The organism is Chitinolyticbacter meiyuanensis (assembly GCF_008033135.1).
In the GTDB taxonomy this organism is placed as follows: domain Bacteria; phylum Pseudomonadota; class Gammaproteobacteria; order Burkholderiales; family Chitinibacteraceae; genus Chitinolyticbacter; species Chitinolyticbacter meiyuanensis.
The window spans coordinates 4,213,409-4,235,423 of sequence record NZ_CP041335.1 but is presented as its reverse complement, the minus strand read 5'-3'; the positions used below and the strand labels follow the sequence as shown (position 1 = coordinate 4,235,423).

Genomic DNA, 22,015 nt, shown 5'->3' with positions numbered 1-22,015 from the left:
AGTTCCATTTGCTGCAGCGCGGCAACCTCAATCAGGCAGCGTCAACGCCCCTTCGCCCACTTGCACCACCCGACCACCGACACGGATCGCGCGATCGGCGTCGATCAAGACCCGCACATGGGCAAGGCGCCCAATGCCGCGGCCCTGGATCATGGTCGCCATGAATGGCAGCGGCGTGGCCTCGCCGAGCAGCCAACCGGCGAGGTTGGCGCCGGCGGAGCCGGTACCGTAGTCCTCTCCGATCGCGCCGTATTGCACCCAGAAGAAGCGGGCGACGATATCGGCGCCATCGCGCGCCCACACCAGCATCTGCGCCACGCCCACGGCATTGGTGGCCACCGCTTCGAACGCGGCGACCGTTGGCGCGCAGGCGCTGACCGCCTCCGCGCTGGCCAGCGGCACCACCAGCTGCTCGGTGCCGGTGTTCACCCAGCGTGGCGTGCCGGCGAAGGCTGAGGCTGGCAGGCGCAGCGCGGTGGCGATCTCGGCGGTCGGCGTGGCGTCGCGATAGCGCGGCGGTTGCGCGGTGAGCGTGGCCACGTCGCCATCGAGGCGCACCGGGATGAGGCCGGCCGGCATCGCCAGCGTGACATCCGCCCGGCCCTGCGCCACCGCCCAGGCGGTGCCGAGCGTAGGGTGGCCGGCGAACGGCAGCTCGTAGTTCGGTGTGAAGATGCGCACGGCGGCGTCGGCGCTGGCATGCGCGGTGACGAAGGTGGTCTCGGACAGGTTGAGCTGCTGGGCCAGCTGCTGCATCTCGGTGTCGGTCAGCCCATGCGCCGCGGGAAACACGGCGAGCGGATTGCCGGCGAAATGGCTTTCGCTGAAGACATTGAGGAGAAGGTAGCGGAACGTGCGCATCGGACTATCCTGTGGCTGTGTGGTCACCAGTTCACCACGCGAGCCTGGGTGGGCGGCAGTGACAGCTTGAGCGGCAAGCCGCCCGTACAGCGGGTTAGGCCGGGCGCGGCGGCATGCCGACAGCCGGGTGACGCTGACCTTGGGGGTCCACCGCAGGTTTTCCGACGCGATCTGTATAATGGCCGGTTTTTACCAGTGTCCTTCCCCACTCCACCCACGATGATACGCAAGCTGATCGGCAAGGTACTGCGTCGCCCTGGTCGCCAGGTGTTGCACGCCAAGCATTACGGCGTGCGCCGCGAGCACATCCACCACGGGGCGCTCAAGGTGTGCGATCGCTTGCAGGACGCGGGCTTTGAAGCCTATGTCGTCGGCGGCGCGGTGCGCGACCTGATCCTTGGCAAGCATCCCAAGGATTTCGACGTGGCGACCAATGCCACGCCCGAGCAGGTGAAGCACGTGTTCCACCGGGCGCGCATCATAGGCCGGCGCTTTCGCATCGTGCACGTGCCGTTCTGGGAGCACGGCGAGGAAGAGATCATCGAGGTGACGACGTTCCGCGGCGCTTCCGATGCCCCGACCGATGCCACCGGCCGCATACTGCGCGACAATGTCTACGGCAACATCGAGGAAGACGCCGCGCGCCGCGATTTCACCGTCAACGCGCTGTACTACGATCCCAGCCGCGAGGAGATCCTCGACTTCCACCACGGCGTCGATGATCTCACCGGCAAGCGGCTTGCCATGATCGGCGATCCCAGCCTGCGCTATCGCGAAGATCCGGTGCGCATGCTGCGCGCGGTGCGCCTCGCGGCCAAGCTCGGCCTGACCATCACCCCGCCGACCCGAAAGCCGATCGCCGAACTCGCGCCGCTGCTGGAGAACATCCCGTCGGCGCGCTTGTTCGACGAGATGATGAAGCTGCTGTTCTCGGGCAAGGCGTGGGATTGCCTGATGAGCCTGCGCGAGCAGGGGCTGCACAAGCCGTTGTTCCCGCTGCTCGACAAGCTCCTGTCCGAGCCCGCGACCAAGGCCTTCCTGCAGAAGGCACTCGCCAACACCGACGAGCGCATTGCCGGCGACAAGCCGGTCTCCGCCGGTTTCCTGTTCGCCTCGCTGCTGTGGCACGAGGTCGAGGCGCTGTGGCAGAAGCAGACCGCCGCTGGCGAATACCCGGTGCCGGCGCTGGTCGACGCTATGAACGAGGTCGAGGCCAAGGTCGAGAAGCGCCTGGCCATTCCGAAGCGCTACGGCACGGCGATGAAGGAGATCTGGATGCTGCAGCCGCGCTTCGAGCAACGCGTCGGCCAGCGGCCGTTCCGCCTGTTGGAGCAGCCGCGTTTCCGTGCCGGTTACGATTTCCTGTTGTTGCGCGCCGAGTGCGGCCTGGTCGAGGGCGAGCTGGCCGAATGGTGGACCCAGTTCCAGATGGTGGACGGCGACACCCGGCTGGCGATGATCGCCCGCGTTGGCAACCCGGCCAAGAGCGACAAGAAGCCGCGCAAGCGCCGCCGCAAGCCGCGTGCTGCCGGTGTCGCCACGGCTGGCGAGGAGTGAGCCGCAGCCATGGCCCGTGCCTTTATCGCGCTCGGCGCCAATCTGGGGCGCCCCGTCGTACAGCTCGAGCGGGCGCTCGAGCTGATCGCGCTGCTGCCGCAAAGCTGGCTGGTCAAGCACTCGCGGCTGTATTCGTCCGCACCGGTGGGCTTTGCCGAGCAGCCTGATTTCGTCAACGCGGTGGCCGAACTGGAAACCCAGCTGACGCCCGATGCGCTGATGGAATCGCTGTTCGCGATCGAGGCCTTGCTCGGCCGCATGCGCACCTTCAAGAACGCGCCGCGCACGCTGGATCTCGATCTGCTGCTGTACGACGACCTGATGGTGAAGACCACCGACTTGACGCTGCCGCACCCGCGCATGCACGAGCGCGCCTTCGTGCTGGTGCCGCTCGCCGAGATCGCCCCCGATCTCGCCATCCCCGGCCACGGCATGGTGGCGCGCCTGCTGCCCAAGGTGGCGGACCAATTGCTGTTTCCCCTATAAACCGCGGCTATCCGCCTCGGCTACACTCGTCTTGCGGCGCAACATGAATGCGCTGTGCCTTCAGGGAACCTCGCCATGAAAACCACGCTTTCCACGCTCGCCAAGATGAAGCAGGACGGTCAGAAGATCGCCATGCTGACCTGCTACGACGCCAGTTTCGCCACCTTGCTCGACGAGGCCGGAGTGGACGTGCTGCTGATCGGCGATTCGCTGGGCAACGTGATCCAGGGCCGCAGCAGCACGCTGCCGGTGACGCTGGAACAGATGATCTACCACACCGAGTGTGTGGCGCGCGGTGCCAGACAGGCACTGGTGATTGCCGACATGTCGTTCGCCAGCTACCAGTGCTCGCCGCAGCAGGCGTTCGAGAATGCCGCCAGGCTGATGGCGGCCGGCGCCGAGATGGTCAAGCTGGAGGGCGGCATGGTGATGGCCGAGACCGTCGATTTCCTTACCCAGCGCGGCATTCCGGTCTGCCAGCACATCGGCTTCCAGCCGCAGTCGGTCAATGCCTACGGTGGCTTCAAGGTGCAGGGCAAGAGCGAGACTGAGGCCGAGGTGCTCAAGCGCGATGCGCTGGCGGTGCAGGCGGCTGGCGCTGCGCTGGTGTTGATGGAGATGGTGCCTGCCGCCGTGGCGCGCTCGGTGACCGCGTCGCTGGCGGTGCCGACCATCGGCATCGGTGCCGGTGTCGATTGCGATGGTCAGGTGCTGGTGCTGTATGACGCCATCGGCGTGTTCCCCGGCAAGAAGGCGCGCTTCGTGAAGAACTTCATGCAGGGCGCGTCGAGCATCCAGGCCGCCGTGGAGGCCTATGTGAAGGCAGTGAAAGCGGCCACCTTCCCGGCCGACGAGCACAGCTTCTGATGGCCGGCGCGACGCCGTTCCAGGCGGTGCGCCGTTTCATCCTGGAAACCGACGGCCTCAAAGGCGTTACCCGCAAGAGCCGGCCGGTCGGCATGGACCGGCTGGAGAATGTGGCCGAGCACAGCTGGCAGGTTACGCTGCTGGCGCTGACGCTGCGCGAGCAGGCCGCGTTCCAGATCGACATCGACCGCGTGCTGCGCATGCTGCTGGTGCACGATATTCCGGAGGTCGAGGTCGGCGACGTCAATGTCTACGACACCGCCGCCATTGCCGCGCGCGAGGAAGGCGAAGCCCGCGCTGCCGAGCGGCTGTTCGGCCTGCTGCCTGGTGAGCAGGGGGCGACGCTGCTGGCGCTATGGCATGAGATGGAGGATGGCGCGACGCCGGAGGCGCGCTATGCCAAGGCGATCGACCGCTTGATGCCCATCCTGCTCAATCTGGCGCAACACGGCCGCAGCTGGCGCGAGAACGGCGTGAAGCTCTCCCAGGTGCTGCGGCTCAACCGCATACGCATCGCACCGGTGTTTCCCGAACTCTGGGCCGAACTGGAGGCCGAACTCAATGAGGCTGGCCGCCAGGGCTGGTTGAGCGAGGAATGATGAAAACCGACGCCTATCTGCAGCCCAGTGCGGTGCTCGACTTTACCGACCCGGACGTGGCCCGGCTGGCTGCCTCGCTGCACCGCGACGATGTCGAAGCGACCGCGCAGGCGGCGTTCGAGTGGGTGCGCGACGAGATCGGGCACTGCAACGATTTCAACCGCGAGGAAGTGCCGGTGAGCGCCAGCGAAACGCTGGCCACCGGCACCGGCTTCTGTTTTGCCAAGAGTCATCTGCTGGTGGCGCTGTTGCGCGCCAACGGCATTCCCGCGGGCCTGTGTTACCAGCGGCTGACGGTCGATGGCCCTACGCCGCCGCACTGCCTGCATGGCCTCGTCGCCGTCTCCCTGCCGGGCTACGGCTGGTATCGCTGCGATCCGCGCGGCAATACCCGTCCAGGGATCGATGCCCAATTCACACCCGGCGTCGAGCGGCTGGCCTATCCGGTGGAGCATGCCGGTGAATGCCTGTACCCCGACATCCATGCCCAGCCCTTGCCCGAGCTCGTCAGCTACTTGCATTCCATCTCGTCGGTCAGCAACTACCGCAAGGCGCCGTTCGATCTGGTGCCGTCTCCCATTCCCCAAGCTTGAGACCTGCAATGCGCATCATCCATACCATTTCCGAGCTGCGCGAGTGGCGCAAAAGCGCCGGGCGCGTCGCCTTCGTGCCGACCATGGGCAACCTGCATGCGGGCCATATCGCGCTGGTGCGCGAAGCGAAGCAACGTGGCGACGCCGTGGTGGTCAGCCTGTTCGTCAACCGCCTGCAGTTTGGCCAGGGCGAGGATTTCGACCGCTATCCACGCACGCTGGAGAACGATGCCGCGCTGATCGCCGCCGAGTGCGACAACGCCGTGGTGTTCGCGCCGGACGAGAAGGAGCTGTATCCACATGTGATCCAGCAGTACAAGGTCGAGCCACCCGCCATCCAGGATGAGTTGTGCGGCGCTTTCCGCCCAGGGCATTTCCGTGGCGTGGCCACGGTGGTGACCAAGCTCTTCAACATCGTGCAGCCGGATGTGGCCTGCTTCGGCAAGAAGGATTTCCAGCAGCTGTTCGTGATCCAGAGCATGGTGAGCGATCTCAACATGCCGATCGAGATCGTGCCGGTCGATACCGGACGCGCCGAGGACGGTTTGGCGCTATCGAGCCGCAATGGCTATCTCAGCGCCGAGGAGCGCAAGGAAGCGCCGCGGCTCTACTGGCATCTGTCGCGGATGAAGAGGGCGATCGAAGGCGGCGAGCGCGACTACGCCAAGCTCGCGGCCGAGGTGGTGATGGATCTGCGCATTCGCGGCTGGAACGAGATCGACTATGTCGAGACGCGCAATGCCGATACGTTGAAGCCGGCCACCCATACCGATCACCACCTGGTGATCCTGATCGCGGCACGACTGGGCAGCACTCGCCTGATCGACAACGTGCAGTTCCACTGCTGATCACCCGACAGGCCCCGCGATGCGGGGCCTGATCGTTGATGCGCCTCAGCCCCGTGCCAGCTCCAGCGGTGTCGGCGGTGGCGCCAGCGGATTGGCGCGGCGCAGCGCCTTGTGCTGGTACATGCGGCCGTCCGCCGCCTGCAGCACCGCCTTGGCGGTGGCGCCGTCCTGTGGATAGTGGGCGACGCCGAGGCTCGCGCCGAGCGTGAACTTGTGCTGCTGCCAGCTGATCGGCTCCATCAGCGCCTGTGTCAGCCGGCGCAGCAGCTCGCGTTCGCGTGCTGCATTCATCTCGCCAGGCAGTAGCAGCGCGAACTCGTCGCCGCCCCAGCGCGCCAGTGTGTCGTCGGCGCGCACGCACAGCGCCAGCCGCTGCGCGACCGTCTTCAACACATGATCGCCGGCATCGTGGCCGTGCTCGTCGTTGATTGGCTTGAAGCGGTCGAGATCAAGGAACACCAGCGTGCACGGCGTGCTGCTGGCGATGCTGCCCTCGAGGGCGTCGTCCAGCAGGCGTCGATTGGCAAGGCCGGTGAGGCCATCGTGGGTGGCGAGGTGCGCCAGCTGCGCCGCCGCCCGCGCCCGGGCATCGTGGCGCGCATGCACCAGCCGTACCACGGTCAGCAGCGTGAGCAGCAGCAGGCCCAGCACTGCACCCAGTGTGTAGAGCAGCGATCGATCGAGCACGGACCAGCCGAGTTGCCAGCGCGTTTCCAGCACGTAGGGCTGGCTGTCGCTGGCGATGCGCGTGCCCAGTGTCAGCTGCGGAAACCAGCGCGCCTCGAAGGCGCTGACCTGCGGCGCGGCCAGGTCGAACAGCCGCGCCTGGCGATCAGCGTCGTGCCAGGCACTCACCTGCATGCCGACCGGCAGCGTGGCGAGCTCCGGTTTCATTGCAGCGGTCTTGATGACGAGCCCCACCCACAGCAGCGGTGGATGGCCCGCACCATCAATGGTCCAGCTGGCAGCTGGCCGGGTCATGCCGTAGCCATCCTCGCCTTCCAGCAGCCGGAACGGCTTGGTGGCGATGGTGCGCGGTCCGCTGGCGCCGGCAATGCTGAGCCGGTCGGTCACGTCGAGCCCGAGCAGGTCGACGCCCGGCGGCGGCGCCGGCTCCATGAACACAATGGGGTGGTAATCGCGGCGCTGCACCAGTGGCACGGTGCGGCCGTTGCGATCGACCGCGTGCACTGTGAAGCCCGGCTCGCCCAGCTCACGCAATGCCTGGCTGAAGCGGTCGAGTTCGCTGGCCGGCACCCGCCGGATCAGTTGCAGGCCGTAGAGGTGTGGATAACGTGACAGCAGCTTGCGCGCATAGGTACGGTCGATGGCGAGCGAGCGGCTGCGCGGGTTGCTCTGGAAGGCGGCGAAGTTCTCCAGCGCCATTTCCGCACTGGCGAACTGGTACCACAGGCGGTCCTGCAGCTGCTGGTGCAGCGCCTGGTGGCGTGCCTGCGCCGCGTTGAGCGCAATGCCGGCGTAGGCGGCGAGCACGGCGGCGGTCAGTAGTAGCCACACCAGCAGCACGGCGAGGTAGGAATATTTATGACGAAGCAAGAGGCGTGAAAGCAAAGGCGGCAACAAGGCGCAGCATAGCGCGTTTGCCTTGCTGCCGCTGTGGTCTGCTTCGCCTTGACGCCGCTGGCTAGATGCGGAAGCGCTCGACCAGGCCGCGTAGCCGCGACGACAGGTTTTCCAGGTCCGCCACCGCGCGGCCCACCTGAGCCACAGCTTCGTCGTTCTGTTGTGCCATGCCGCTGATGCGCTCGACATGGTGGGCAATGTCGGTGCTGGCGGCCGCCTGCTCACGGGTCGCCTCGGCGATATGGCCGACGTTCTCCACCAGGTTGTCGGCGCGATCACGGATGCCCGACAGTGCCTGCGCCGCATCGCGCGATGCCGCGACGCCCTGTTGGATCTGACCACGGGCGCCGTGCATGCCGTCGGTGGCGGTGGTGATCTCGCGCTGGATCTCGCCGACGATGCCGCCGATCTCCACCGTGGCCTGGCCAGTACGCTCGGCGAGCTGGCGAACCTCGTCGGCCACCACCGCGAAGCCGCGGCCCTGCTCACCGGCGCGCGCCGCCTCGATGGCCGCGTTCAGCGCCAACAGGTTGGTCTGGTCGGCGATGGCGCGGATCGCCTGCACGATATGGTTCACGCGGCTCGATTGCTCGCCCAACTGGTCCATGGTCGCCGTCAGCGCCTGCATCGCGGCATCGATCTCGGCGATCTCGCGTGCCACCTGTTCCACCTGGCCCTGGCCGGCTGCCGTATCGCGGCCGGCACTGCGCGCGGTATCGCGGAAATCGTCGGTGGAATCGGCGATGTGCTGGATGCTGACCGTCACCTGCTGCACGCTGGCTGCCGTGGCGGTGGCCGCCTCCGCCTGCTGGTGCGAGGCTTCGGCGACCCGGCCGGCGCCCTGGCGCAGTTGCACCGAAGCGGCGGCGATTTGGTCGCTCTGCTTACGCACCTCGCGGAACATGGTCTGCAGGTTGCCGACGAAGCGGTTGAATGCCTCGCTGGTGCGGCCGATCTCGTCGCGTGCCGTCACGTCCAGTCGGCGCGTCAGGTCGCCTTCGCCGGACGACAATTCCTCCATCGCCTGCGCCAGCCGCGCCAGCGGCCGGGTCAGCACGCCCAACAGCGTGGCGAGCACGGCGAGGATGATCAGTGTGGCGGCCACGCCGACGACGATGGCGTGATTGCGGGCGGCGCGCGCGTCAGCCAGGATGGCGTCCATCGGCACCGACAGCCCCAGCGACCAGGCCTGACCGGTGTCGCCGATCTTCACCGGGCGATAGACATGCAGCAGGCCATCGCGCTCGAACTCCACGCTGCGCCCGGCTGCCACGGCGTCCTTGAAGCCGGCCGGGTAGCGGGCCGCATCGAGCGGTTTGCCGAGCTGGGCGGCGTCGGGATGGATCACATAGAGCCCGCCGTTGGAGACCAGTGTCACGTGGCCGACGCCCCGTGGCTTGTAGTTGCCGATGCCCGATTGCAGCGTACCCAGCGGCAGGTCGACTGCTGCCACGCCCACGAGGGCGTTGTCCTTGCGGATCACCGATACCAGCGAGGACATCAGCACCTTCTCGCTGCCGACCTCGTAGGGATACGGCTCGGTCACCGTGTCGCGGTTGCGCTGTTTGGGTGTGTAGTAGAAATCGCCCCAACCGGCGGCCTCGTATTGCGGCTTGTAGTCCTGCGGATGCTCGCGGTACTGCTCGAACTTGGGCACCTCGTCGGAGGCTGCCAGCGGCGCCTGCTCGATCTTGCCGCCATTGCGGATCACGTAGGGCGTGTAGCGCCCGGAAGGGTCGTGCAGCGGCCAGTCGAGGCGGAACTGGTCGTCCTTGCCGTCGAAGGCATTGGGCTCCCACACCATCCACAAGCCCGAGGCGCCGGGAAAGCCGGCGAGCAGCGCCATGATCTGCCGGGAGACGACGGCGCGTTCCGGCGGCGCGGCGCCTTGCTGCTGTGCCTGGACCACCTGCACCAGGTGCTGGGGCAGCGTATAGCCCAGCGCGAAATAGTCGCTCACGCGCGTGGCGTAGTCTTCCGCTTCCTTATGGGTGAGCGCGATGCCGTCGGCGGTGGCGCCGCTTTGGATCTTCACCGCGATCAACGCGATCATCACCGTAAAGCCGGTGGCGACGGCGAGCGCGGCGGCGACCAGCACCTTGGCGCGCAGCGACCTGTCCTTGAGTGCAGCCATGATACGACCCCGTCATAACGGCGATGAACCTTACTATAGGCAAGGTCGCGTCAGACTGGGGCCGTGGTGGTTCAGTGGCGGGCTGCTGCCAGCAGGCCGCCGGCGGCGACGAAGGTGGCGCCGCAGCCGCGGTTGAAGGCACGCACCCGTCCCGGGGCTGCCAGCCAACCGGCCAACCGGCCGCCGCCCCAGGCGTAAACCGCCTGCCAGCTTGCCTCGATCACGAAGAAGCTCGCCAGCAGCAATGCCCATTGCGGGCATTGCGGCAGCTTGGCATCGATGAATTGCGGCAGGAAGGCGGCCGCGAACAGGATGGCCTTGGGATTGGACAGCGCCACAGCGAGGCCGGTACGGAACCGGGCGCGGGCGCCGTCGGCATTGGCGCGCGGCAGGTGCAGCGATTCGCCGGCGCGCCAGGCCTGCACGCCCAGGTAGACGAGATAGGCTGCACCCACGAGCTTGAGCACCGTGAACAGCGTGACCGAGGCGGCGAGGATGGCGCCGACCCCGAGCGCGGACAGCCCGATCAGCAGCAGCAGCCCCAGCAGTGCGCCGGCCATGGTCGCCAGCGTGGCGCGCACGCCGTAGCGCACACCGTGCGACAGCATCAACAGCATGTTGGGGCCGGGCGTGGCCGAGATCAGCAGCGTGGCGGCGACGAAGGCGAGCCAGAGATCGAGGCGCATGGCGGGCATCCGGAAAGCATGGTCACCCAGCATGCGCTTTTTGCCAGGCGCCGTCCCGTCACAGTCGAGGAACGGCGCGGCCGGTGCAGTGGGTTTAGCCCAGCACCATCACTGCATCGGCTTCCACCAGCGCCCCCTTGGGCAGCGCGGCGGCCTGCACGGCCGCGCGTGCCGGGAACGGCTGGCTGAAGTACTCGCCCATGATCTCGTTCAGCTTGGCGAAGTTGGCGAGATCGACCACGAACACGCCGAGCTTGACGATGTGCGAGAGGTCGCCGCCGGCGGCCTGGCACACGGCGCGCAGGTTGCGGAACACCTGGTGGGCCTGTGCTTCGAAGCCATCGACCAGCGTGTTGCTGACAGGATCAAGGCCGATCTGGCCCGACAGGTACACGGTATCGCCGACCTTGACCGCTTGCGAGTAGGTGCCGACGGCGGCGGGGGCGTGGTCGCTGTGGATGATGGACTTGCTCATGGGCTTGGCTCCGGAACGGTGGGTGTGGCGGCGATTGTAAAGCGACTGGCGCTGGCGCGCTGCTGTAGGAGAAGCCCGACGCCGCAATACGCGGCAGTCCGGCGTGCCGAGGCGCGGCAGGCCGACGGATCGAGCGCGGCCAGACGCCTAGCATGGGCTGCAGGGTCGATCACCGGCCTTCAACCAAGGAGAAATGTCATGAATCGCGATCAAGTGGCAGGTAACTGGAAGCAGTTCAAGGGCAAGGTACGCGAGCAGTGGGGCAAGCTCACCGACGACCAGCTCGACCGCGTCGAGGGTCGCCGCGAACAGCTCGCCGGCCAGATCCAGGAAGCCTATGGCATCACCAAGGAAGAAACCGAGAAGCAGATCAAGGATTTCGAGCGCCGTGTCGACTGCAAGTGGCACTGAGCGCCGACCATCGATCAGCCCCGCCCGCATCCGGGCGGGGAGCAAGAACAGCAAAGGAGAATACGCGATGACCAAAGCCTTCAAGACCCTGATCTGTACCGGCGTGCTGCTGGCGTTCGGCGGGGCCGCCCAGGCCGCCGATGGCTTCGATGCGCAGGAACGCGCGGTGAAGCAACGTTATGACGCGGCCGATAAGCGCTGCGATGGCCTGTCGGGCAACGCCGAGGACATCTGCGAAGTGCAGGCCAAGGCGGATCGCGACATCGAACTCGCCCGGATCAATGCCCAGCGCAAGAACACCGCCGAAGCACGGCTCGATGCCGAGCGCGTGCGGGTGAAGTCCGAATTCAATGTGGCCAACGAGAAGTGCGATGACCTGGCCGGCAACAAGAAGGATGTCTGCCAGGAAAAGGCCAAGGCCGACCGTGACAAGGCGCTGGCCGACCTCGAAGTACGCAAGGACGGCGTGAGTGCCGTCGATGAAGCCAGCAAGGAAAAGCGCGAGGCCGACTACAAGGTAGCCAAGGCTCGTTGCGATGAATTGTCGGGCGACGACAAGGACGCGTGCGTGAAGCAGGCCAAGGATCGCTACGGCCAGTAAACCTGCGCCGCTGCTCGCCAAAACGCCGGCCTCGCGCCGGCGTTTTCATTGCCAGGGTGCAGCCAAGTGCCTGTTTTGTCGGCGCAATCCGACAAAAAATTGCGGCGCAATACGATGGTGGCATCCCGTGCCGGGCTGGCACATTGGCAGCATGCACGGTGGCGGGGATGCCCCGGGCAACACCAAGGAGAAAACATCATGAAACGCCTGATCGCACTGCTGAGCCTTGCCGTCTTCACCCTGTTGACTGCCTGCAACACCGTCCATGGCGTGGGCAAGGACATCGAGAAGGGCGGCGAAAAGGTGCAGGACGCCGCGGACAAATCCAAGTAAGCGCGATGCATGGGCCGGCGTCGCCGCATGGGCGGCGCCGGCGAGGAGAATACGATGAGCCGGATACGCATGTTGCAATGTTCGCTGCTGCTGAACTTCGCGCTGCTGGCCGGCCTGCAGCCGGCGGGCGCCGCCGGTGCAGGCGAAGCGCTGCGCGAAGGCCGTCGCCAGATAGAACTGCAGTATCGCAACCAATTGGACCAGTGCCGCGGCGCGCAATCCTGCGCCGAGGAAGCGGCGCTCGATCGCCGCATCGCGTTGGAGGACCTGGCCGCCGAGGTGTCGGGCACCGCCGAAGCGCGGATCAACGCAGCGCGCAACAAGGTGGCCGCCGCCTATGAGCTGGCGCTGGGGCGTTGCGATGCCGCTGCGGTGGGCGAAACCTGCCGCGAAACCGCGCGCCAGCGGCGTGACCTGTCCTGGCAGGAGATCGCGGCGAATGCCGAGGCCTTTCGCGGCGGCACGGCCGTCAGCTGGCAGGACAGTGAAGTGAAGCAGGCGGAACGTCGCTGCGCTGCGATGGCAGCCGAAGAACGCGACCGCTGCGTGATGACGCGGCTGCACGTCGGCCAGCTGTAACCGGCCTCAATCGTAGCGGCGCTCTGGCGTGCCAGGAGGGGCTGCTTCGATCCGGCGCGGGATCAGCGCGCAGACCATGACGCCTTCACCAGGCGCGCTAACGATGTTGATACGGCCGCCGATGGCCGTCACCCGGTGGCGCATGCCGGTGATGCCGTAGTGATTCGGCGTCACCCGGTTCGGGTCCATGCCGACGCCGTCGTCGGCTACTTCCAGCTTCAGGAATTCGACATCGACGATCAGGCTGATCGACACCGAATTGGCCTCGGCGTACTTCACCGCGTTGTGCAGCGTCTCCTGCACGATGCGGTAGATGATCAGGCCCTGCACCTCGTTGATCTGCGCGCCGTCCTCGGGCAGGTTGAGCGTAAGTTGCCATTCGCCGCGGCCGGCGGCCTCCTCGGCCAAGGTGCGGATCGCGGCCAGAAGGCCAAAGGTGGACAGCAGCGACGGATGCAGCTCCTGCACCAGCCGGCGTTTGAACTGGATGGCCTGATCCAGGTTGCGCTGCGTCTTGGCGAGCTTGTCGCTGATCATCGGGTACTGGTCGTGAAGCTGGCGCAGTACCCAGTGCAGATCGATCTTGGTGGCGGTGAGGATGGCGCCGAGCTCGTCGTGCAGCTCGCGGGCCAACCGATGGCGCTCGCGCTCGACATCGAGCTGGTACTGCACCGCCAGCCGTTCCATTTCATCGGTGCGCTGGCGCACCAGTGCGTCCAGCTCGCGTTCACGCTGCCGCAGCGCCTCACGTTCCGTCTGGGCGCGCATCACGTCACCCAGCAGGCGCTTGAGCATCAGCACCACGCACAGCAGCACCAGCAGCGTGGTCACCGCCATCGAGCTGCGCAGCGCAAACAGCAGTTTGTCCCGCCCCTTGCGCTGCTCGACCAGATATTGCGTCTCGAACTGGACAAGACCGGTGACGATGCTGCTGATCTTCATCGTCTTCTGCAGGCCGACATTGGTGCGGAATACCTCGCGTGCCTGGACGAAGTCGCCGGCGTTGGCGAATTTCAGCGTCACGTCCATCTCGGCGATCTTCTCGCTGATGGTCATCGCCAAGCGCCGCACCGGCTCGCCGAGCCGGGCCTCGACCTCGGCATTGCGCGCGATACCCTGCTGCAGTTCGGACAATTGCTGGCGCAACAGGTCGACGCGGTCGTTGTAAGGCGTGGCATAGCGCGAGTCGCCGAGGATCAGGTAGCCGCGCTGGGCGCTCTCGGCTTGCGACAACAGCTGGTCGAGCAGCCTGAGCTGGTCGATGCGGTCACGGGTTTCGACGATGTGAACGAGTTGCGCTTCGCTGCGACTGACCCACAGCACATTGATGGCAAGCGCCACCAGCGCGGCGGCGACGCAAGCCGCCAGGGCCAGCGCCAGCGACCAGCCCGCCTCGCGTGCCGAGCGGCTCAGAGCATGGTGGATTCGGCGGATTGAAAGCACGTGTCAGCGTATTCCTACAGGGGCTTCAGCCCATTGCCCATTCAGCGCCGCGAAGGCTGGGCCTACAGTGTGATTCGAGACGGGCGCGATGCCGCCAAGTCAACTTTGTATATCACAGGCCCGCGACACGGGCGAGCGCCGTATACCCAGGAGGTACCCCATGTCTGAAACATTCCAGCTCGATGTCGAAGCGATCCGACAGCGTGCGCGCAGCCAGGTTGGCGACGGTGCCCGCACCTTCAGCTACCAGGGGGATGTGGCGGAAGTGGTGCGGTTGCTGAACGATGCGCTGGCGACCGAACTCGTCTGTGCGCTGCGTTACAAGAGCCATGCGCACTGCGCCTCGGGCCTTGCCAGTGAGCCGATTGCCAGCGAGTTCGGCGTGCATGCGGACCAGGAGCTGGAACATGCCGACCGGATTGCCGAGCGCATCGTCCAGCTGGGTGGCAAGCCCGATCTGTCGCCGGCCACATTGCTTGAACGCAGTCACGCCGATTTTGTGCAGCCGGACGGGCTGCAGACGATGATCCGCGAGAACCTGATCGCCGAACGGATTGCGATCGACAGCTACCGCGAGTTGATCCGCTACCTTGGCGACAAGGATCCGACCACACGGCGCATGCTGGAGGATATCCTCGCGGTCGAAGAGGAACATGCAGACGAGCTGTCGGACTGGCTGAGCCGCGATTGAGCGGCCGCCACCGCGGCCCTACAGGAGCTGGCCCATGATGAAGAAACGTGTCCTGCTGGTCGACGATCACAAGATCGTGCGCTCCGGCTTGCGCACGCTGATCGAGCTCGAGGACGACATGGCCGTGGCCGGTGAAGCGGCCTCGGGGCTGGAAGCGATCCAGCTGGTGCGCAAGAACGACTACGACGTGGTCGTGCTCGATATCTCCATGCCGGACAAGAACGGCGTCGACACACTGCGCGATCTGCAGCGCATCCGCCCGGAGTTGCCGGTGCTGATCCTGTCCGGCTTCGCACAAGAGCAGTACGCGCTCAACCTGATCCGCTCGGGTTGCCGTGGCTATCTGTCGAAGGATGCGGATCCGGACGAGATCATCAAGGCGCTGCGGGTGATCCTCGCCGGTCGCCGCTATCTGTCGCTGGAGCTGGCGGATCTGCTGGCCTCCGAGCTGACCCACCCCAGCGACAAGCGCCTGCACGAGACGCTGTCCGAGCGCGAGTTCCAGGTGTTCTTCAAGCTCGCCAGCGGCAAATCGCCGACCGAGATCGCCGACGAGCTGTTCCTCAGCGTGAAGACAGTGAGCACCTATCGCGCCCGCGTGCTCGAGAAGATGAACCTTAAGACCAATGCCGATCTGACCTATTACGCGATCAAGAACGAGCTGATCAGCTGACGGAGCAGTCTGGCCTTACGGGGCGCGGCTGCCGCCGCGCCAACCAGATCACGGCACCCCTCGGGGCGCCAGCAAGACAAGCGCTAGACCATGAGCACACCCGCAGCTGTTACCGATGTCGATGGCCGAGAAGTCCGGGTCATGCTGATCGAGGATTCCCCGGTGATCCGCGATGCGCTGACCGAGGCCTTGTCGGGCATCGGCTATATCCGTTTCGCGGCCACTGCCGCGACCGCCGATGAAGCCATCACCTGGCTTAAGAGCGACGAGTTCGACCTGTTGGTGGTCGATCTCGAGCTGCGTGAGGGCACCGGCTTTGACGTGCTGAAGCACCTGCACCAGCATGCGCGCGAAGGCCGGTTGCCGGTGCGCGTGGTGCTGACCAACCACGCCTACCCGGTGTACGAGCAGCGCGCGCGCACGCTTGGCGTGGATTACTTCTACGATAAATCGCTGCATTTCGACGAGGCCATCGCCAGCATCGAGGCCGAAGCCGAGCGGCTGCACGCTCCTCAGTAAGCCATGGACTACCACGCGCTGTTCCTGCTGACGCCGTCGCCGTTGATGGTGATGGATACCGAGCTCGTCATTCGCGACGTCAACGCGGCCTATTTGGCTGCGACTGGTCGCAGCCGCGACACGTTGATCGGCTGGTATATCTTCGATGCCTTTCCCACGCCGGAGGACGATGAGGCGATCAACGCGATTGCCCAGTCATTCCATCGTGCGCTCGACAGCGGCCAGACCGATCTGGTGCCGCTGGTGCACTACCCGGTGCCGCGCTACGACGCCCAAGGGCAGCAGTGCGGTTTCGACGACCGGTACTGGAGCTGCACCCACGTACCATTGCACAACTCCGCCGGCGAGCTCACCGGGCTGATGCAGCAGACCGAGGACGTGACCGCGCTGCAGCGGCTGCGGCAGAAGGCCGAAAGCGTGATCCTCGCCGCCGAGCCCGAGGCGATGCAGGCCCTGGGCGGCACCGTGCTGCGCCGGGCGCAGCAGGTGCAGCAGATCAATACGCTGCTTGATGCCGAATCGCAGCATCTGCGCCGGTTGTTCGCCCAGGCGCCGGGTTTTCTTGCTGTGCTGCGCGGCCCGGCGCTGACGCTGGAGCTGGTGAACGAGGCCATGGTCGAGCTGGTGGGCGATCGCATGCTGCTTGGGCGGCCGTTTGCCGACGCGCTGCCGGAGCTGGCCGAGCGTGGTTTCGCCGATGTGCTGGCCCAGGTGCTCGCCACTGGCGAGCCCTATATCGGGCGTGGCCTCACCGGCCAGCTGCAGCGCCACCCGGAAGCGCCGCCCACTCATATCGTGGTCAATCTGACGTGCCAGCCGGTGATCGAGGCCGATGGTCACGTCTCCGGCATCTTCGTGCTGGGGCAGGACATCACCGTGCAGCATCGTGCCGAGGCTGAACTCGCTCGCTACCGCGAACACCTGGAAGCGCTGGTGCTGGAGCGCACCTACAAGTTGTCCGAGCTGGCCGGCTATCTGCAGCGGGTCGGCGAGCAGGAGCGCCACCGGCTGGCGCGTGAGCTGCACGACGAGCTGGGCTCGCTGCTGACTGCGATCAAGCTCGATCTGTCGTGGGTACGCCGCCAGCTGCCGGAAGCCGCGCCCGAAGCGCTGCAGGAAAAACTGACGCGCGCGATGGCGCTGCTCGACGACGGGATTTCACTGAAGCGCCGCCTGATCGAGAACCTGCGGCCGTCCGCACTGCTGCACCTGGGCTTGCTCGATGCACTGCAGCTGCTGCTGGACGATCACGGTGGCCGCGACAACAACTGCGAATTCACGCTGGCGGCAGCGACCGAATTGCCGCGGCTCAACGATGATGCAGCGCTGGCGCTGTACCGCATCGCCCAGGAATCGCTGAACAATGCCGCCAAATACGCGCACGCTGTCAGCGTTACCGTACGGCTGGCGGTCGATGCGGGCTGGCTGGAAATGGCGGTGGTCGATGACGGCCACGGCTGCGATCCGGACGACGTGCGCAGTCGGCCGGTGGGTCATCACGGCCTGATTGGAATGGAGCAGCGGCTGCTCGCCTTTGGCGGCGAGCTGCGGCTGATCAGCCGGCTCGGCAGCGGCTGCACGGTGTTGGCGCGCATGCCGCTGGACCGGGTGTTGCATGCCGAGGCGGCCTGAACGCTCACGGCTGTGCAGCCGGGGTTTGGCCGGCGGAGGGCGGCAGGTTGCCGCCTTCGCCTTCCCAACGTTGCAACGGCCCGTCGGCAGGCGAGGCGGTGCCGCAACTGCGGCGCTGGCAGGCGCAATGCCAGGCCAGCAGGCCGAGGCCCGCCAGGGCCAGCCATGGAGTGCATTTCTTCCACATGGCGCGCCCTCCTCAGTGCTTCACGGTCAACTGGTTGTTCACGGTCTGCACGCCTTCCACCGACTTGGTCTGCTGCTCGGCCCGGCTGCGCTGCGCTTCGCTGTCCACTTCGCCGCTGAGCGTGACGACGCCGTTCTCGCTGTCGATGTTGAGCGCCAGCGTCTTCAGGCCCTCGTCGGCGGCCAGTACGGTCTTGACCTTGGCGGTCAGCGCCGCGTTGTCGGTGGCATTGGCGATGGCGTGGCCAGCGCTCGCGGTGGCGCTGGCGGCGTTATCGAAGCCTGCATGCACGGCGGCCGATGCTTCGGCCATCGTCGTCGGCATGCTGGCTTCCATCGAAGCGTCGTTGGCTGCGGTTTCATCCTTCTTCTCGCAGGCGGTCAGCATGCCGGCCAGCAGCAGTGGGGTAGCGATCAGGGCAAGGCTGGGTTTCATCGTGATTACTCCAGTCGGGGGGATTCAGAGGCGCGGCAGATCGCGCGGGGTGGGGCGGACATGGCGGCGCGGCACCGAGTACTCGTCATCGCGGCGCTCGTTGCGCGGGGTGCGCTCGCGCCGCAGCCGGTGCACGTCGATCGACAGCTCTTCTTCCAGTGCTTCGAGATCGTCGTCGGCCCAAGGGTAGCGTTGCATGGCGATGCTCCTGTTGCGGGTGCTGCCCCGGTTGTGGGGCAGCTTGGGAATCAGCTTAAAAAGAAGCGCCTGAAGGCGCAGGCAGCGGGCTTCCCGACTCGCTGTCGGTCGCGGCGCGGGCGTGGTGTCGGCGCTGGCCTACACAAGGAGAGTGCTGCGTGAACGTGCAACGGAGCTGGCGCAACCTGATGACCGTGGCACGCTTGCTATGGGCGGCGCTGTCGAGCTGGAGCGAGCACCGCGGTGCGTCGATGGGCGCGGCGATCGCTTTCTACACGCTGTTCTCGATGGGGCCGGTGCTGATCATCGCCATCAGCATCGCCGGCTGGTTCTACGGCGAAAATGTCGCGCGCAGCGAGCTGCTCAATGAAGTAGGAGCGCTGATGGGGCCAAACGCGACAGCGGCGGTGGCGGCGGTGATCGACAGCAGCGCATTCGCGCCGACCGTGAGCTGGCAGGCGCTGATCGCCATCGGCACCAGCGTGTTCGCTGCCACCACGGTGTTCAACGAGCTCAAGAGCAGCCTCGACGTGATCTGGGGGACGCGCCGTCATCGCCATGGCACCGTGTTCCAGCAAGCCAAGGCGCGGCTGCTGTCGTTCGGCATCGTGGTCAGCACCGGCTTCATCCTGCTGGTGTCGTTGCTGCTGTCCACGGCACTGACGCTGCTGCAGGCCCGCTACGCCGGCTGGTTTGGCGAGATGCTGTGGCTGATGGATCTGGCGGGTACGCTGCTGACCAGCGCGGTGGTCACGCTGCTGTTCGCCGCCATCTACAAGCTGCTGCCGGACCAGATCATCCCCTGGCGCGACGTCTGGCTCAGTGCGGTGATCACCGCCGCGCTCTACATGGCCGGCAAGACCCTGCTCACGCTCTACCTGGGCACCACTGCCGTCGGCTCGGCCTATGGTGCCGCAGGGGCGCTGGTGTTAGTGCTGGTGTGGATCTTCTACGCGGCGCAGATATTCCTCTACGGCGCCGAGCTCGCGCATCAGGTGACGCTGTATCGCCGGCGCCAGCAGGAGGAGCGCCAGCATCGCGCCGCGCTGGAGCGGGCCGACCAGGCGTGATCAGCGGCGGTTCCAGGTGCCCTGGCGCTCGTGCGGTTGCGGCGTTGGCGTCGTACCGGGCCTGGCGCCTGGCTTGGGCGTGACGGCGGGCGCCGTCTTGGTCTGCGGCTTGGCCAGCAACTGGGCACACGGCGCATCCTTGGCGCCGCCCAGATCGATCAGTGGCAACAGCGCCAGGGGTGGCGCGACAGTGGCTAATGCGGCGGCGACTGCGGCGCGGCCGGCTGGTTGCGCCAAGCTGGGGCGCACCTGCGGCTTGCCCAGCGTGCCGTCGATCAGGATCGGGCCGCGCAGCGCGACGAGGCTGATGTCCTTGGGTTTGGCGCGCAGTTGCAGCGCCAAGGTCTCGTCCTTGAGGTTGATCCAGCCCTGGCCGTTCACCACCTGCTTCTCGGTATCGAGCAGCAGCGTGTTGGCGGTGAGCCGGCCGTCCTTGGCGCCGAAGCCTGCCACGGCGCAGCGGATGTCGATCTGTTCATCGCCGAACAGCAGGATGGCGGCACTGTAGGCAAGATCGAGGTTGGCCAGCCGCATCAGGAGCTTGCTGGTCCGGCCACCCTGCATCAGCAGTGCCAGCTCACCGTCGGCGGATGCGGCCATCTGTGCAACCGAATCGCCGCGCATGGCGAGCTGGGCGCGGCCGCCAACCAGGCCCGCGCTGGCCTTCTCGCCCAAGTCGAGCTTGGGCACTAGCCGTCGTAGCGACATATGGCTGGCTTGCAGCGCGATGCGGGTTTCGATCGGCGCGGCGCGGCTGTTGAGCCTGACCTTGCCGGCGAGCTTGCCGCCGGCCACGCCGAATTCCAGCGGATCGAGCGTCAGCACGCCGTCCTGCAGCAATAAGTGCGCGTTGAAATCGTCGAGCGGCAGGTCGGCAGTCTGGATGCGGCGGCCGCGCAGCTTCACGTCGGCATTGGCGACATTGAGCTTTTCCACGCTGAAGCGCGCTTGCGGCAGTACGCGTGGGCCGGGCACCGTCTTTGGTTTGCCGCTCTGGTTGTCGCGCGCGCCGAGGAAGCCGGAGAGATCGGCAAGATCGAGCCGTTGCGAGTGCAGGTTGGCAGAGATGAATTGCGGCGTACGGCCGCGGTCGACGCGGAAGTCGCCGGCGATGTCGCTGTTGCCGATGCGCCCGGCGATCTTGCTCAGATCCCACACCGCGGCATCGTGGCGCAGCCGGCCGCTGACGGCATAGCGGGGCGTGGCAGGCAGCGGCACGCCCAGTATCGGATACAGCGCGGCAAGGCTGGGGCCGGACAGCTCGAACTGTGCATCGAGCCCTTCCAGCCGCTGCAGGCCACGCACCTGACCATTGGCGGCAACGCGGGTGGTGCCGACGGTGCCGGCGAACTGCAGCGGGTAGTTGCGATTGCGGTCGGCCAGCGCCTGTTGCAGCCGCTGCGGCGAACCGACGCGACCTGCGAGCTGCAGCGCCTGCCGCTGGTACTGGCCGGTGGCGGAAAACTGCAGCGTGCTGTCGCGCACGTCCTTGCCCTGCGAGCGTACGGTCACGCTGACGTCGCTGCCCGCCGGGCGATCCAGCCAGCGCAGCCGGCCTTCGTTGATGCGGATGGTGTCGACGTCGAAACGCCAGCGGCTCGGCGTATCGCTCTTGGGCAGCAGGTCGTGCCAGTTATCCTGACCACGCGGATTGCGTTCCAGATGGACTTGCGGCGCATCGACGGTCAATACAGGCAGCGCGACACGCCGGGAAAACAGCGGCCATGGATCGATGCGCACCGAGATGGCACGCACCGACGCCATGGTCGGCTCGGTGCTCCAGCGTGCATTGCCGAGCACCACGTCGCGCGCAGTGATGGTGGGATGGCGCGACCAATCGACGGTGAGATCACCACGGATGGCGAAGCTGCGCCCGGTCGCACGGGTGACGCGCTCGGCGATCGGGCCGCGCAGCAGGTTCCAGTCGAACAATGCGATGGCGACGGCGACCACCGCCACCAACGCAAGGACGATGCCGAGTGCGATCCCGCCGCGACGCTGCATCATCGGCCCGTCATATCCTGCCGAGCAGCATCAGCACGACCAGCACCACCAGCAACAAACCGATGATGCCGCTGGGCCCATAGCCCCAGCCGCTGCTGTACGGCCAGGTCGGGATCGCTCCGAGCAGAAGCAGGATCAGGATGATCAGTAGGATGAGACTGAGCGACATGATGGCTCCTTTGCCGGCAGGCAGGGGTCAGAGATGGATGATGTCGCCGCGCCAGGCGGGGCCGCGGCGATCGAGTTCCTGGTAGTGCTCGGCGCAGGTGGCGGCGCGGTGGCGGCGGAACTGCGCGATCGCACGGCGGTGGATCAGCTCCAGTTCCTGCTGCGGCACGTCGATGCCGTCGAGGGCGAAGCGCGCGACGATATCGCCGGAGCGCTGGTCGTAGATCGCTACATGATGGCGCTGGCGGTGCTTGCCGCCCCAGGCGCTCAGATAGCAGGCTTCCGGTTCATCGGGAAAATTGAAGGTGCAGTACAGCATGGCAGCTCCGTCGTTGGCCCCGGGTGGGGTGTGAAACCATGATGCCCACCGCTGAAAACGGT

27 protein-coding genes are annotated in these 22,015 nt (G+C 66.4%); 15 read left to right on the top strand and 12 right to left on the bottom strand.

Annotated features, from left to right (window positions below):
- Nucleotides 1-27: 27 nt before the first annotated feature.
- Nucleotides 28-861: a PhzF family phenazine biosynthesis protein gene (locus tag FLM21_RS20250; protein ID WP_148717310.1), complete on the bottom strand. Its 834-nt coding sequence runs from the start codon at nucleotides 859-861 to the stop codon at nucleotides 28-30.
- 219 nt (nucleotides 862-1,080) lie between these two features.
- Between FLM21_RS20250 and pcnB the strand changes: the two genes are divergently transcribed.
- The 6 genes from pcnB to panC all read left to right on the top strand — a co-directional run bounded on the left by pcnB (nucleotide 1,081) and on the right by panC (nucleotide 5,811).
- Complete coding sequence (pcnB, locus tag FLM21_RS20245) at nucleotides 1,081-2,418, top strand: polynucleotide adenylyltransferase PcnB (RefSeq protein WP_148717622.1); 1,338 nt, start codon at nucleotides 1,081-1,083, stop codon at nucleotides 2,416-2,418.
- A gap of 9 nt (nucleotides 2,419-2,427) precedes the next feature.
- Nucleotides 2,428-2,904 (top strand): 2-amino-4-hydroxy-6-hydroxymethyldihydropteridine diphosphokinase, encoded by a 477-nt coding sequence (gene folK / locus FLM21_RS20240; protein WP_148717309.1) that lies wholly within the window; start codon nucleotides 2,428-2,430, stop codon nucleotides 2,902-2,904.
- A 75-nt stretch (nucleotides 2,905-2,979) separates the two neighbouring features.
- Nucleotides 2,980-3,771, top strand: a complete 792-nt coding sequence (gene panB, locus FLM21_RS20235) for a 3-methyl-2-oxobutanoate hydroxymethyltransferase (RefSeq protein WP_148717308.1) — start codon at nucleotides 2,980-2,982, stop codon at nucleotides 3,769-3,771.
- Nucleotides 3,771-4,370, top strand: coding sequence for an HD domain-containing protein (locus FLM21_RS20230; RefSeq protein WP_148717307.1), 600 nt, complete (start codon nucleotides 3,771-3,773; stop codon nucleotides 4,368-4,370). The genes panB and FLM21_RS20230 overlap by 1 nt, the downstream gene beginning before the upstream one ends.
- Nucleotides 4,367-4,963 carry a transglutaminase-like domain-containing protein gene (locus tag FLM21_RS20225; RefSeq protein WP_148717306.1) on the top strand — a complete coding sequence of 199 codons (597 nt, stop codon included), beginning with the start codon at nucleotides 4,367-4,369 and terminating at the stop codon, nucleotides 4,961-4,963. The genes FLM21_RS20230 and FLM21_RS20225 overlap by 4 nt, the downstream gene beginning before the upstream one ends.
- An 8-nt stretch (nucleotides 4,964-4,971) precedes the next feature.
- The gene (gene panC, locus FLM21_RS20220) at nucleotides 4,972-5,811 is read left to right on the top strand and encodes a pantoate--beta-alanine ligase (RefSeq protein WP_148717305.1); all 840 of its coding nucleotides are present in this window, start codon (nucleotides 4,972-4,974) and stop codon (nucleotides 5,809-5,811) included.
- Between the two features lie 45 nt (nucleotides 5,812-5,856).
- On the opposite strand, the gene FLM21_RS20215 is transcribed toward panC, so the two are convergent.
- The 4 genes from FLM21_RS20215 to FLM21_RS20200 all read right to left on the bottom strand — a co-directional run bounded on the left by FLM21_RS20215 (nucleotide 5,857) and on the right by FLM21_RS20200 (nucleotide 10,690).
- Nucleotides 5,857-7,368: a diguanylate cyclase domain-containing protein gene (locus FLM21_RS20215; RefSeq protein ID WP_148717304.1), complete on the bottom strand. Its 1,512-nt coding sequence runs from the start codon at nucleotides 7,366-7,368 to the stop codon at nucleotides 5,857-5,859.
- 88 nt (nucleotides 7,369-7,456) lie between these two features.
- Nucleotides 7,457-9,529: a methyl-accepting chemotaxis protein gene (locus FLM21_RS20210; protein ID WP_148717303.1), complete on the bottom strand. Its 2,073-nt coding sequence runs from the start codon at nucleotides 9,527-9,529 to the stop codon at nucleotides 7,457-7,459.
- A gap of 71 nt (nucleotides 9,530-9,600) precedes the next feature.
- The gene (locus FLM21_RS20205) at nucleotides 9,601-10,215 is read right to left on the bottom strand and encodes a LysE family translocator (RefSeq protein WP_148717302.1); all 615 of its coding nucleotides are present in this window, start codon (nucleotides 10,213-10,215) and stop codon (nucleotides 9,601-9,603) included.
- A 94-nt stretch (nucleotides 10,216-10,309) separates the two neighbouring features.
- Nucleotides 10,310-10,690 (bottom strand): Rid family detoxifying hydrolase, encoded by a 381-nt coding sequence (locus FLM21_RS20200; RefSeq protein ID WP_148717301.1) that lies wholly within the window; start codon nucleotides 10,688-10,690, stop codon nucleotides 10,310-10,312.
- A gap of 198 nt (nucleotides 10,691-10,888) precedes the next feature.
- Between FLM21_RS20200 and FLM21_RS20195 the strand changes: the two genes are divergently transcribed.
- The 4 genes from FLM21_RS20195 (at nucleotide 10,889) to FLM21_RS20180 (ending at nucleotide 12,614) form a co-directional block, all read left to right on the top strand.
- Nucleotides 10,889-11,101, top strand: a complete 213-nt coding sequence (locus FLM21_RS20195) for a CsbD family protein (protein ID WP_148717300.1) — start codon at nucleotides 10,889-10,891, stop codon at nucleotides 11,099-11,101.
- A 67-nt stretch (nucleotides 11,102-11,168) separates the two neighbouring features.
- Entirely contained in the window at nucleotides 11,169-11,702 is a 534-nt protein-coding gene (locus tag FLM21_RS20190; RefSeq protein WP_148717299.1) for an invasion associated locus B family protein, read from the top strand.
- Between the two features lie 198 nt (nucleotides 11,703-11,900).
- The gene (locus FLM21_RS20185; protein ID WP_148717298.1) at nucleotides 11,901-12,035 is read left to right on the top strand and encodes an entericidin A/B family lipoprotein; all 135 of its coding nucleotides are present in this window, start codon (nucleotides 11,901-11,903) and stop codon (nucleotides 12,033-12,035) included.
- A 54-nt stretch (nucleotides 12,036-12,089) separates the two neighbouring features.
- The gene (locus tag FLM21_RS20180; RefSeq protein WP_148717297.1) at nucleotides 12,090-12,614 is read left to right on the top strand and encodes a hypothetical protein; all 525 of its coding nucleotides are present in this window, start codon (nucleotides 12,090-12,092) and stop codon (nucleotides 12,612-12,614) included.
- 6 nt (nucleotides 12,615-12,620) lie between these two features.
- On the opposite strand, the gene FLM21_RS20175 is transcribed toward FLM21_RS20180, so the two are convergent.
- The gene (locus FLM21_RS20175; RefSeq protein ID WP_148717296.1) at nucleotides 12,621-14,057 is read right to left on the bottom strand and encodes a CHASE3 domain-containing protein; all 1,437 of its coding nucleotides are present in this window, start codon (nucleotides 14,055-14,057) and stop codon (nucleotides 12,621-12,623) included.
- Between the two features lie 160 nt (nucleotides 14,058-14,217).
- On the opposite strand from FLM21_RS20175, the gene FLM21_RS20170 reads away from it, so the two are divergent.
- The 4 genes from FLM21_RS20170 (at nucleotide 14,218) to FLM21_RS20155 (ending at nucleotide 17,572) form a co-directional block, all read left to right on the top strand.
- Nucleotides 14,218-14,748 carry a ferritin-like domain-containing protein gene (locus FLM21_RS20170; RefSeq protein ID WP_148717295.1) on the top strand — a complete coding sequence of 177 codons (531 nt, stop codon included), beginning with the start codon at nucleotides 14,218-14,220 and terminating at the stop codon, nucleotides 14,746-14,748.
- Nucleotides 14,749-14,782: 34 nt separating this feature from the next.
- Nucleotides 14,783-15,421, top strand: a complete 639-nt coding sequence (locus FLM21_RS20165; RefSeq protein WP_187360012.1) for a response regulator — start codon at nucleotides 14,783-14,785, stop codon at nucleotides 15,419-15,421.
- Between the two features lie 90 nt (nucleotides 15,422-15,511).
- Complete coding sequence (locus FLM21_RS20160; RefSeq protein ID WP_148717294.1) at nucleotides 15,512-15,940, top strand: response regulator; 429 nt, start codon at nucleotides 15,512-15,514, stop codon at nucleotides 15,938-15,940.
- A gap of 3 nt (nucleotides 15,941-15,943) precedes the next feature.
- Nucleotides 15,944-17,572 (top strand): PAS domain-containing sensor histidine kinase, encoded by a 1,629-nt coding sequence (locus FLM21_RS20155; protein WP_148717293.1) that lies wholly within the window; start codon nucleotides 15,944-15,946, stop codon nucleotides 17,570-17,572.
- 4 nt (nucleotides 17,573-17,576) lie between these two features.
- Here the strand turns inward: FLM21_RS20155 and FLM21_RS20150 are convergent, their stop codons facing one another.
- The 3 genes from FLM21_RS20150 to FLM21_RS21000 are packed head-to-tail and all read right to left on the bottom strand — an operon-like array spanning nucleotide 17,577 to nucleotide 18,392.
- Complete coding sequence (locus tag FLM21_RS20150) at nucleotides 17,577-17,759, bottom strand: hypothetical protein (protein ID WP_148717292.1); 183 nt, start codon at nucleotides 17,757-17,759, stop codon at nucleotides 17,577-17,579.
- Between the two features lie 12 nt (nucleotides 17,760-17,771).
- Complete coding sequence (locus tag FLM21_RS20145) at nucleotides 17,772-18,194, bottom strand: BON domain-containing protein (protein WP_148717291.1); 423 nt, start codon at nucleotides 18,192-18,194, stop codon at nucleotides 17,772-17,774.
- Nucleotides 18,195-18,218: 24 nt separating this feature from the next.
- Nucleotides 18,219-18,392: a hypothetical protein gene (locus tag FLM21_RS21000; protein WP_187360011.1), complete on the bottom strand. Its 174-nt coding sequence runs from the start codon at nucleotides 18,390-18,392 to the stop codon at nucleotides 18,219-18,221.
- A 158-nt stretch (nucleotides 18,393-18,550) separates the two neighbouring features.
- Here FLM21_RS21000 and FLM21_RS20140 point away from each other — a divergent pair, with 158 nt between their 5' ends.
- On the top strand, nucleotides 18,551-19,462 hold the full coding sequence (locus tag FLM21_RS20140) for a YihY/virulence factor BrkB family protein (RefSeq protein ID WP_148717290.1): 912 nt from the start codon (nucleotides 18,551-18,553) through the stop codon (nucleotides 19,460-19,462).
- Here the strand turns inward: FLM21_RS20140 and FLM21_RS20135 are convergent, their stop codons facing one another.
- From FLM21_RS20135 to FLM21_RS20125, 3 genes are read right to left on the bottom strand one after another with little or no spacing between them, the layout of a single operon-like run.
- Nucleotides 19,463-21,469 carry an AsmA family protein gene (locus FLM21_RS20135; protein WP_148717289.1) on the bottom strand — a complete coding sequence of 669 codons (2,007 nt, stop codon included), beginning with the start codon at nucleotides 21,467-21,469 and terminating at the stop codon, nucleotides 19,463-19,465. It lies immediately after the preceding gene.
- A gap of 7 nt (nucleotides 21,470-21,476) precedes the next feature.
- Entirely contained in the window at nucleotides 21,477-21,635 is a 159-nt protein-coding gene (locus FLM21_RS20130) for a DUF3309 family protein (RefSeq protein ID WP_148717288.1), read from the bottom strand.
- 27 nt (nucleotides 21,636-21,662) lie between these two features.
- The gene (locus FLM21_RS20125; protein ID WP_148717287.1) at nucleotides 21,663-21,953 is read right to left on the bottom strand and encodes a hypothetical protein; all 291 of its coding nucleotides are present in this window, start codon (nucleotides 21,951-21,953) and stop codon (nucleotides 21,663-21,665) included.
- Nucleotides 21,954-22,015 lie beyond the last annotated feature (62 nt).

What these genes read in the sequence shown, in the direction of transcription:
- FLM21_RS20250 (WP_148717310.1), bottom strand. Translation starts at nt 861, where the DNA reads ATGCGCACGTTCCGCTACCTTCTCCTCAATGTCTTCAGCGAAAGCCAT.
- pcnB (WP_148717622.1), top strand. Translation starts at nt 1,081, where the DNA reads ATGATACGCAAGCTGATCGGCAAGGTACTGCGTCGCCCTGGTCGCCAG.
- folK (WP_148717309.1), top strand. Translation starts at nt 2,428, where the DNA reads ATGGCCCGTGCCTTTATCGCGCTCGGCGCCAATCTGGGGCGCCCCGTC.
- panB (WP_148717308.1), top strand. Translation starts at nt 2,980, where the DNA reads ATGAAAACCACGCTTTCCACGCTCGCCAAGATGAAGCAGGACGGTCAG.
- FLM21_RS20230 (WP_148717307.1), top strand. Translation starts at nt 3,771, where the DNA reads ATGGCCGGCGCGACGCCGTTCCAGGCGGTGCGCCGTTTCATCCTGGAA.
- FLM21_RS20225 (WP_148717306.1), top strand. Translation starts at nt 4,367, where the DNA reads ATGATGAAAACCGACGCCTATCTGCAGCCCAGTGCGGTGCTCGACTTT.
- panC (WP_148717305.1), top strand. Translation starts at nt 4,972, where the DNA reads ATGCGCATCATCCATACCATTTCCGAGCTGCGCGAGTGGCGCAAAAGC.
- FLM21_RS20210 (WP_148717303.1), bottom strand. Translation starts at nt 9,529, where the DNA reads ATGGCTGCACTCAAGGACAGGTCGCTGCGCGCCAAGGTGCTGGTCGCC.
- FLM21_RS20205 (WP_148717302.1), bottom strand. Translation starts at nt 10,215, where the DNA reads ATGCGCCTCGATCTCTGGCTCGCCTTCGTCGCCGCCACGCTGCTGATC.
- FLM21_RS20200 (WP_148717301.1), bottom strand. Translation starts at nt 10,690, where the DNA reads ATGAGCAAGTCCATCATCCACAGCGACCACGCCCCCGCCGCCGTCGGC.
- FLM21_RS20195 (WP_148717300.1), top strand. Translation starts at nt 10,889, where the DNA reads ATGAATCGCGATCAAGTGGCAGGTAACTGGAAGCAGTTCAAGGGCAAG.
- FLM21_RS20190 (WP_148717299.1), top strand. Translation starts at nt 11,169, where the DNA reads ATGACCAAAGCCTTCAAGACCCTGATCTGTACCGGCGTGCTGCTGGCG.
- FLM21_RS20185 (WP_148717298.1), top strand. Translation starts at nt 11,901, where the DNA reads ATGAAACGCCTGATCGCACTGCTGAGCCTTGCCGTCTTCACCCTGTTG.
- FLM21_RS20180 (WP_148717297.1), top strand. Translation starts at nt 12,090, where the DNA reads ATGAGCCGGATACGCATGTTGCAATGTTCGCTGCTGCTGAACTTCGCG.
- FLM21_RS20170 (WP_148717295.1), top strand. Translation starts at nt 14,218, where the DNA reads ATGTCTGAAACATTCCAGCTCGATGTCGAAGCGATCCGACAGCGTGCG.
- FLM21_RS20165 (WP_187360012.1), top strand. Translation starts at nt 14,783, where the DNA reads ATGATGAAGAAACGTGTCCTGCTGGTCGACGATCACAAGATCGTGCGC.
- FLM21_RS20160 (WP_148717294.1), top strand. Translation starts at nt 15,512, where the DNA reads ATGAGCACACCCGCAGCTGTTACCGATGTCGATGGCCGAGAAGTCCGG.
- FLM21_RS20155 (WP_148717293.1), top strand. Translation starts at nt 15,944, where the DNA reads ATGGACTACCACGCGCTGTTCCTGCTGACGCCGTCGCCGTTGATGGTG.
- FLM21_RS20150 (WP_148717292.1), bottom strand. Translation starts at nt 17,759, where the DNA reads ATGTGGAAGAAATGCACTCCATGGCTGGCCCTGGCGGGCCTCGGCCTG.
- FLM21_RS20145 (WP_148717291.1), bottom strand. Translation starts at nt 18,194, where the DNA reads ATGAAACCCAGCCTTGCCCTGATCGCTACCCCACTGCTGCTGGCCGGC.
- FLM21_RS21000 (WP_187360011.1), bottom strand. Translation starts at nt 18,392, where the DNA reads ATGCAACGCTACCCTTGGGCCGACGACGATCTCGAAGCACTGGAAGAA.
- FLM21_RS20135 (WP_148717289.1), bottom strand. Translation starts at nt 21,469, where the DNA reads ATGATGCAGCGTCGCGGCGGGATCGCACTCGGCATCGTCCTTGCGTTG.
- FLM21_RS20130 (WP_148717288.1), bottom strand. Translation starts at nt 21,635, where the DNA reads ATGTCGCTCAGTCTCATCCTACTGATCATCCTGATCCTGCTTCTGCTC.
- FLM21_RS20125 (WP_148717287.1), bottom strand. Translation starts at nt 21,953, where the DNA reads ATGCTGTACTGCACCTTCAATTTTCCCGATGAACCGGAAGCCTGCTAT.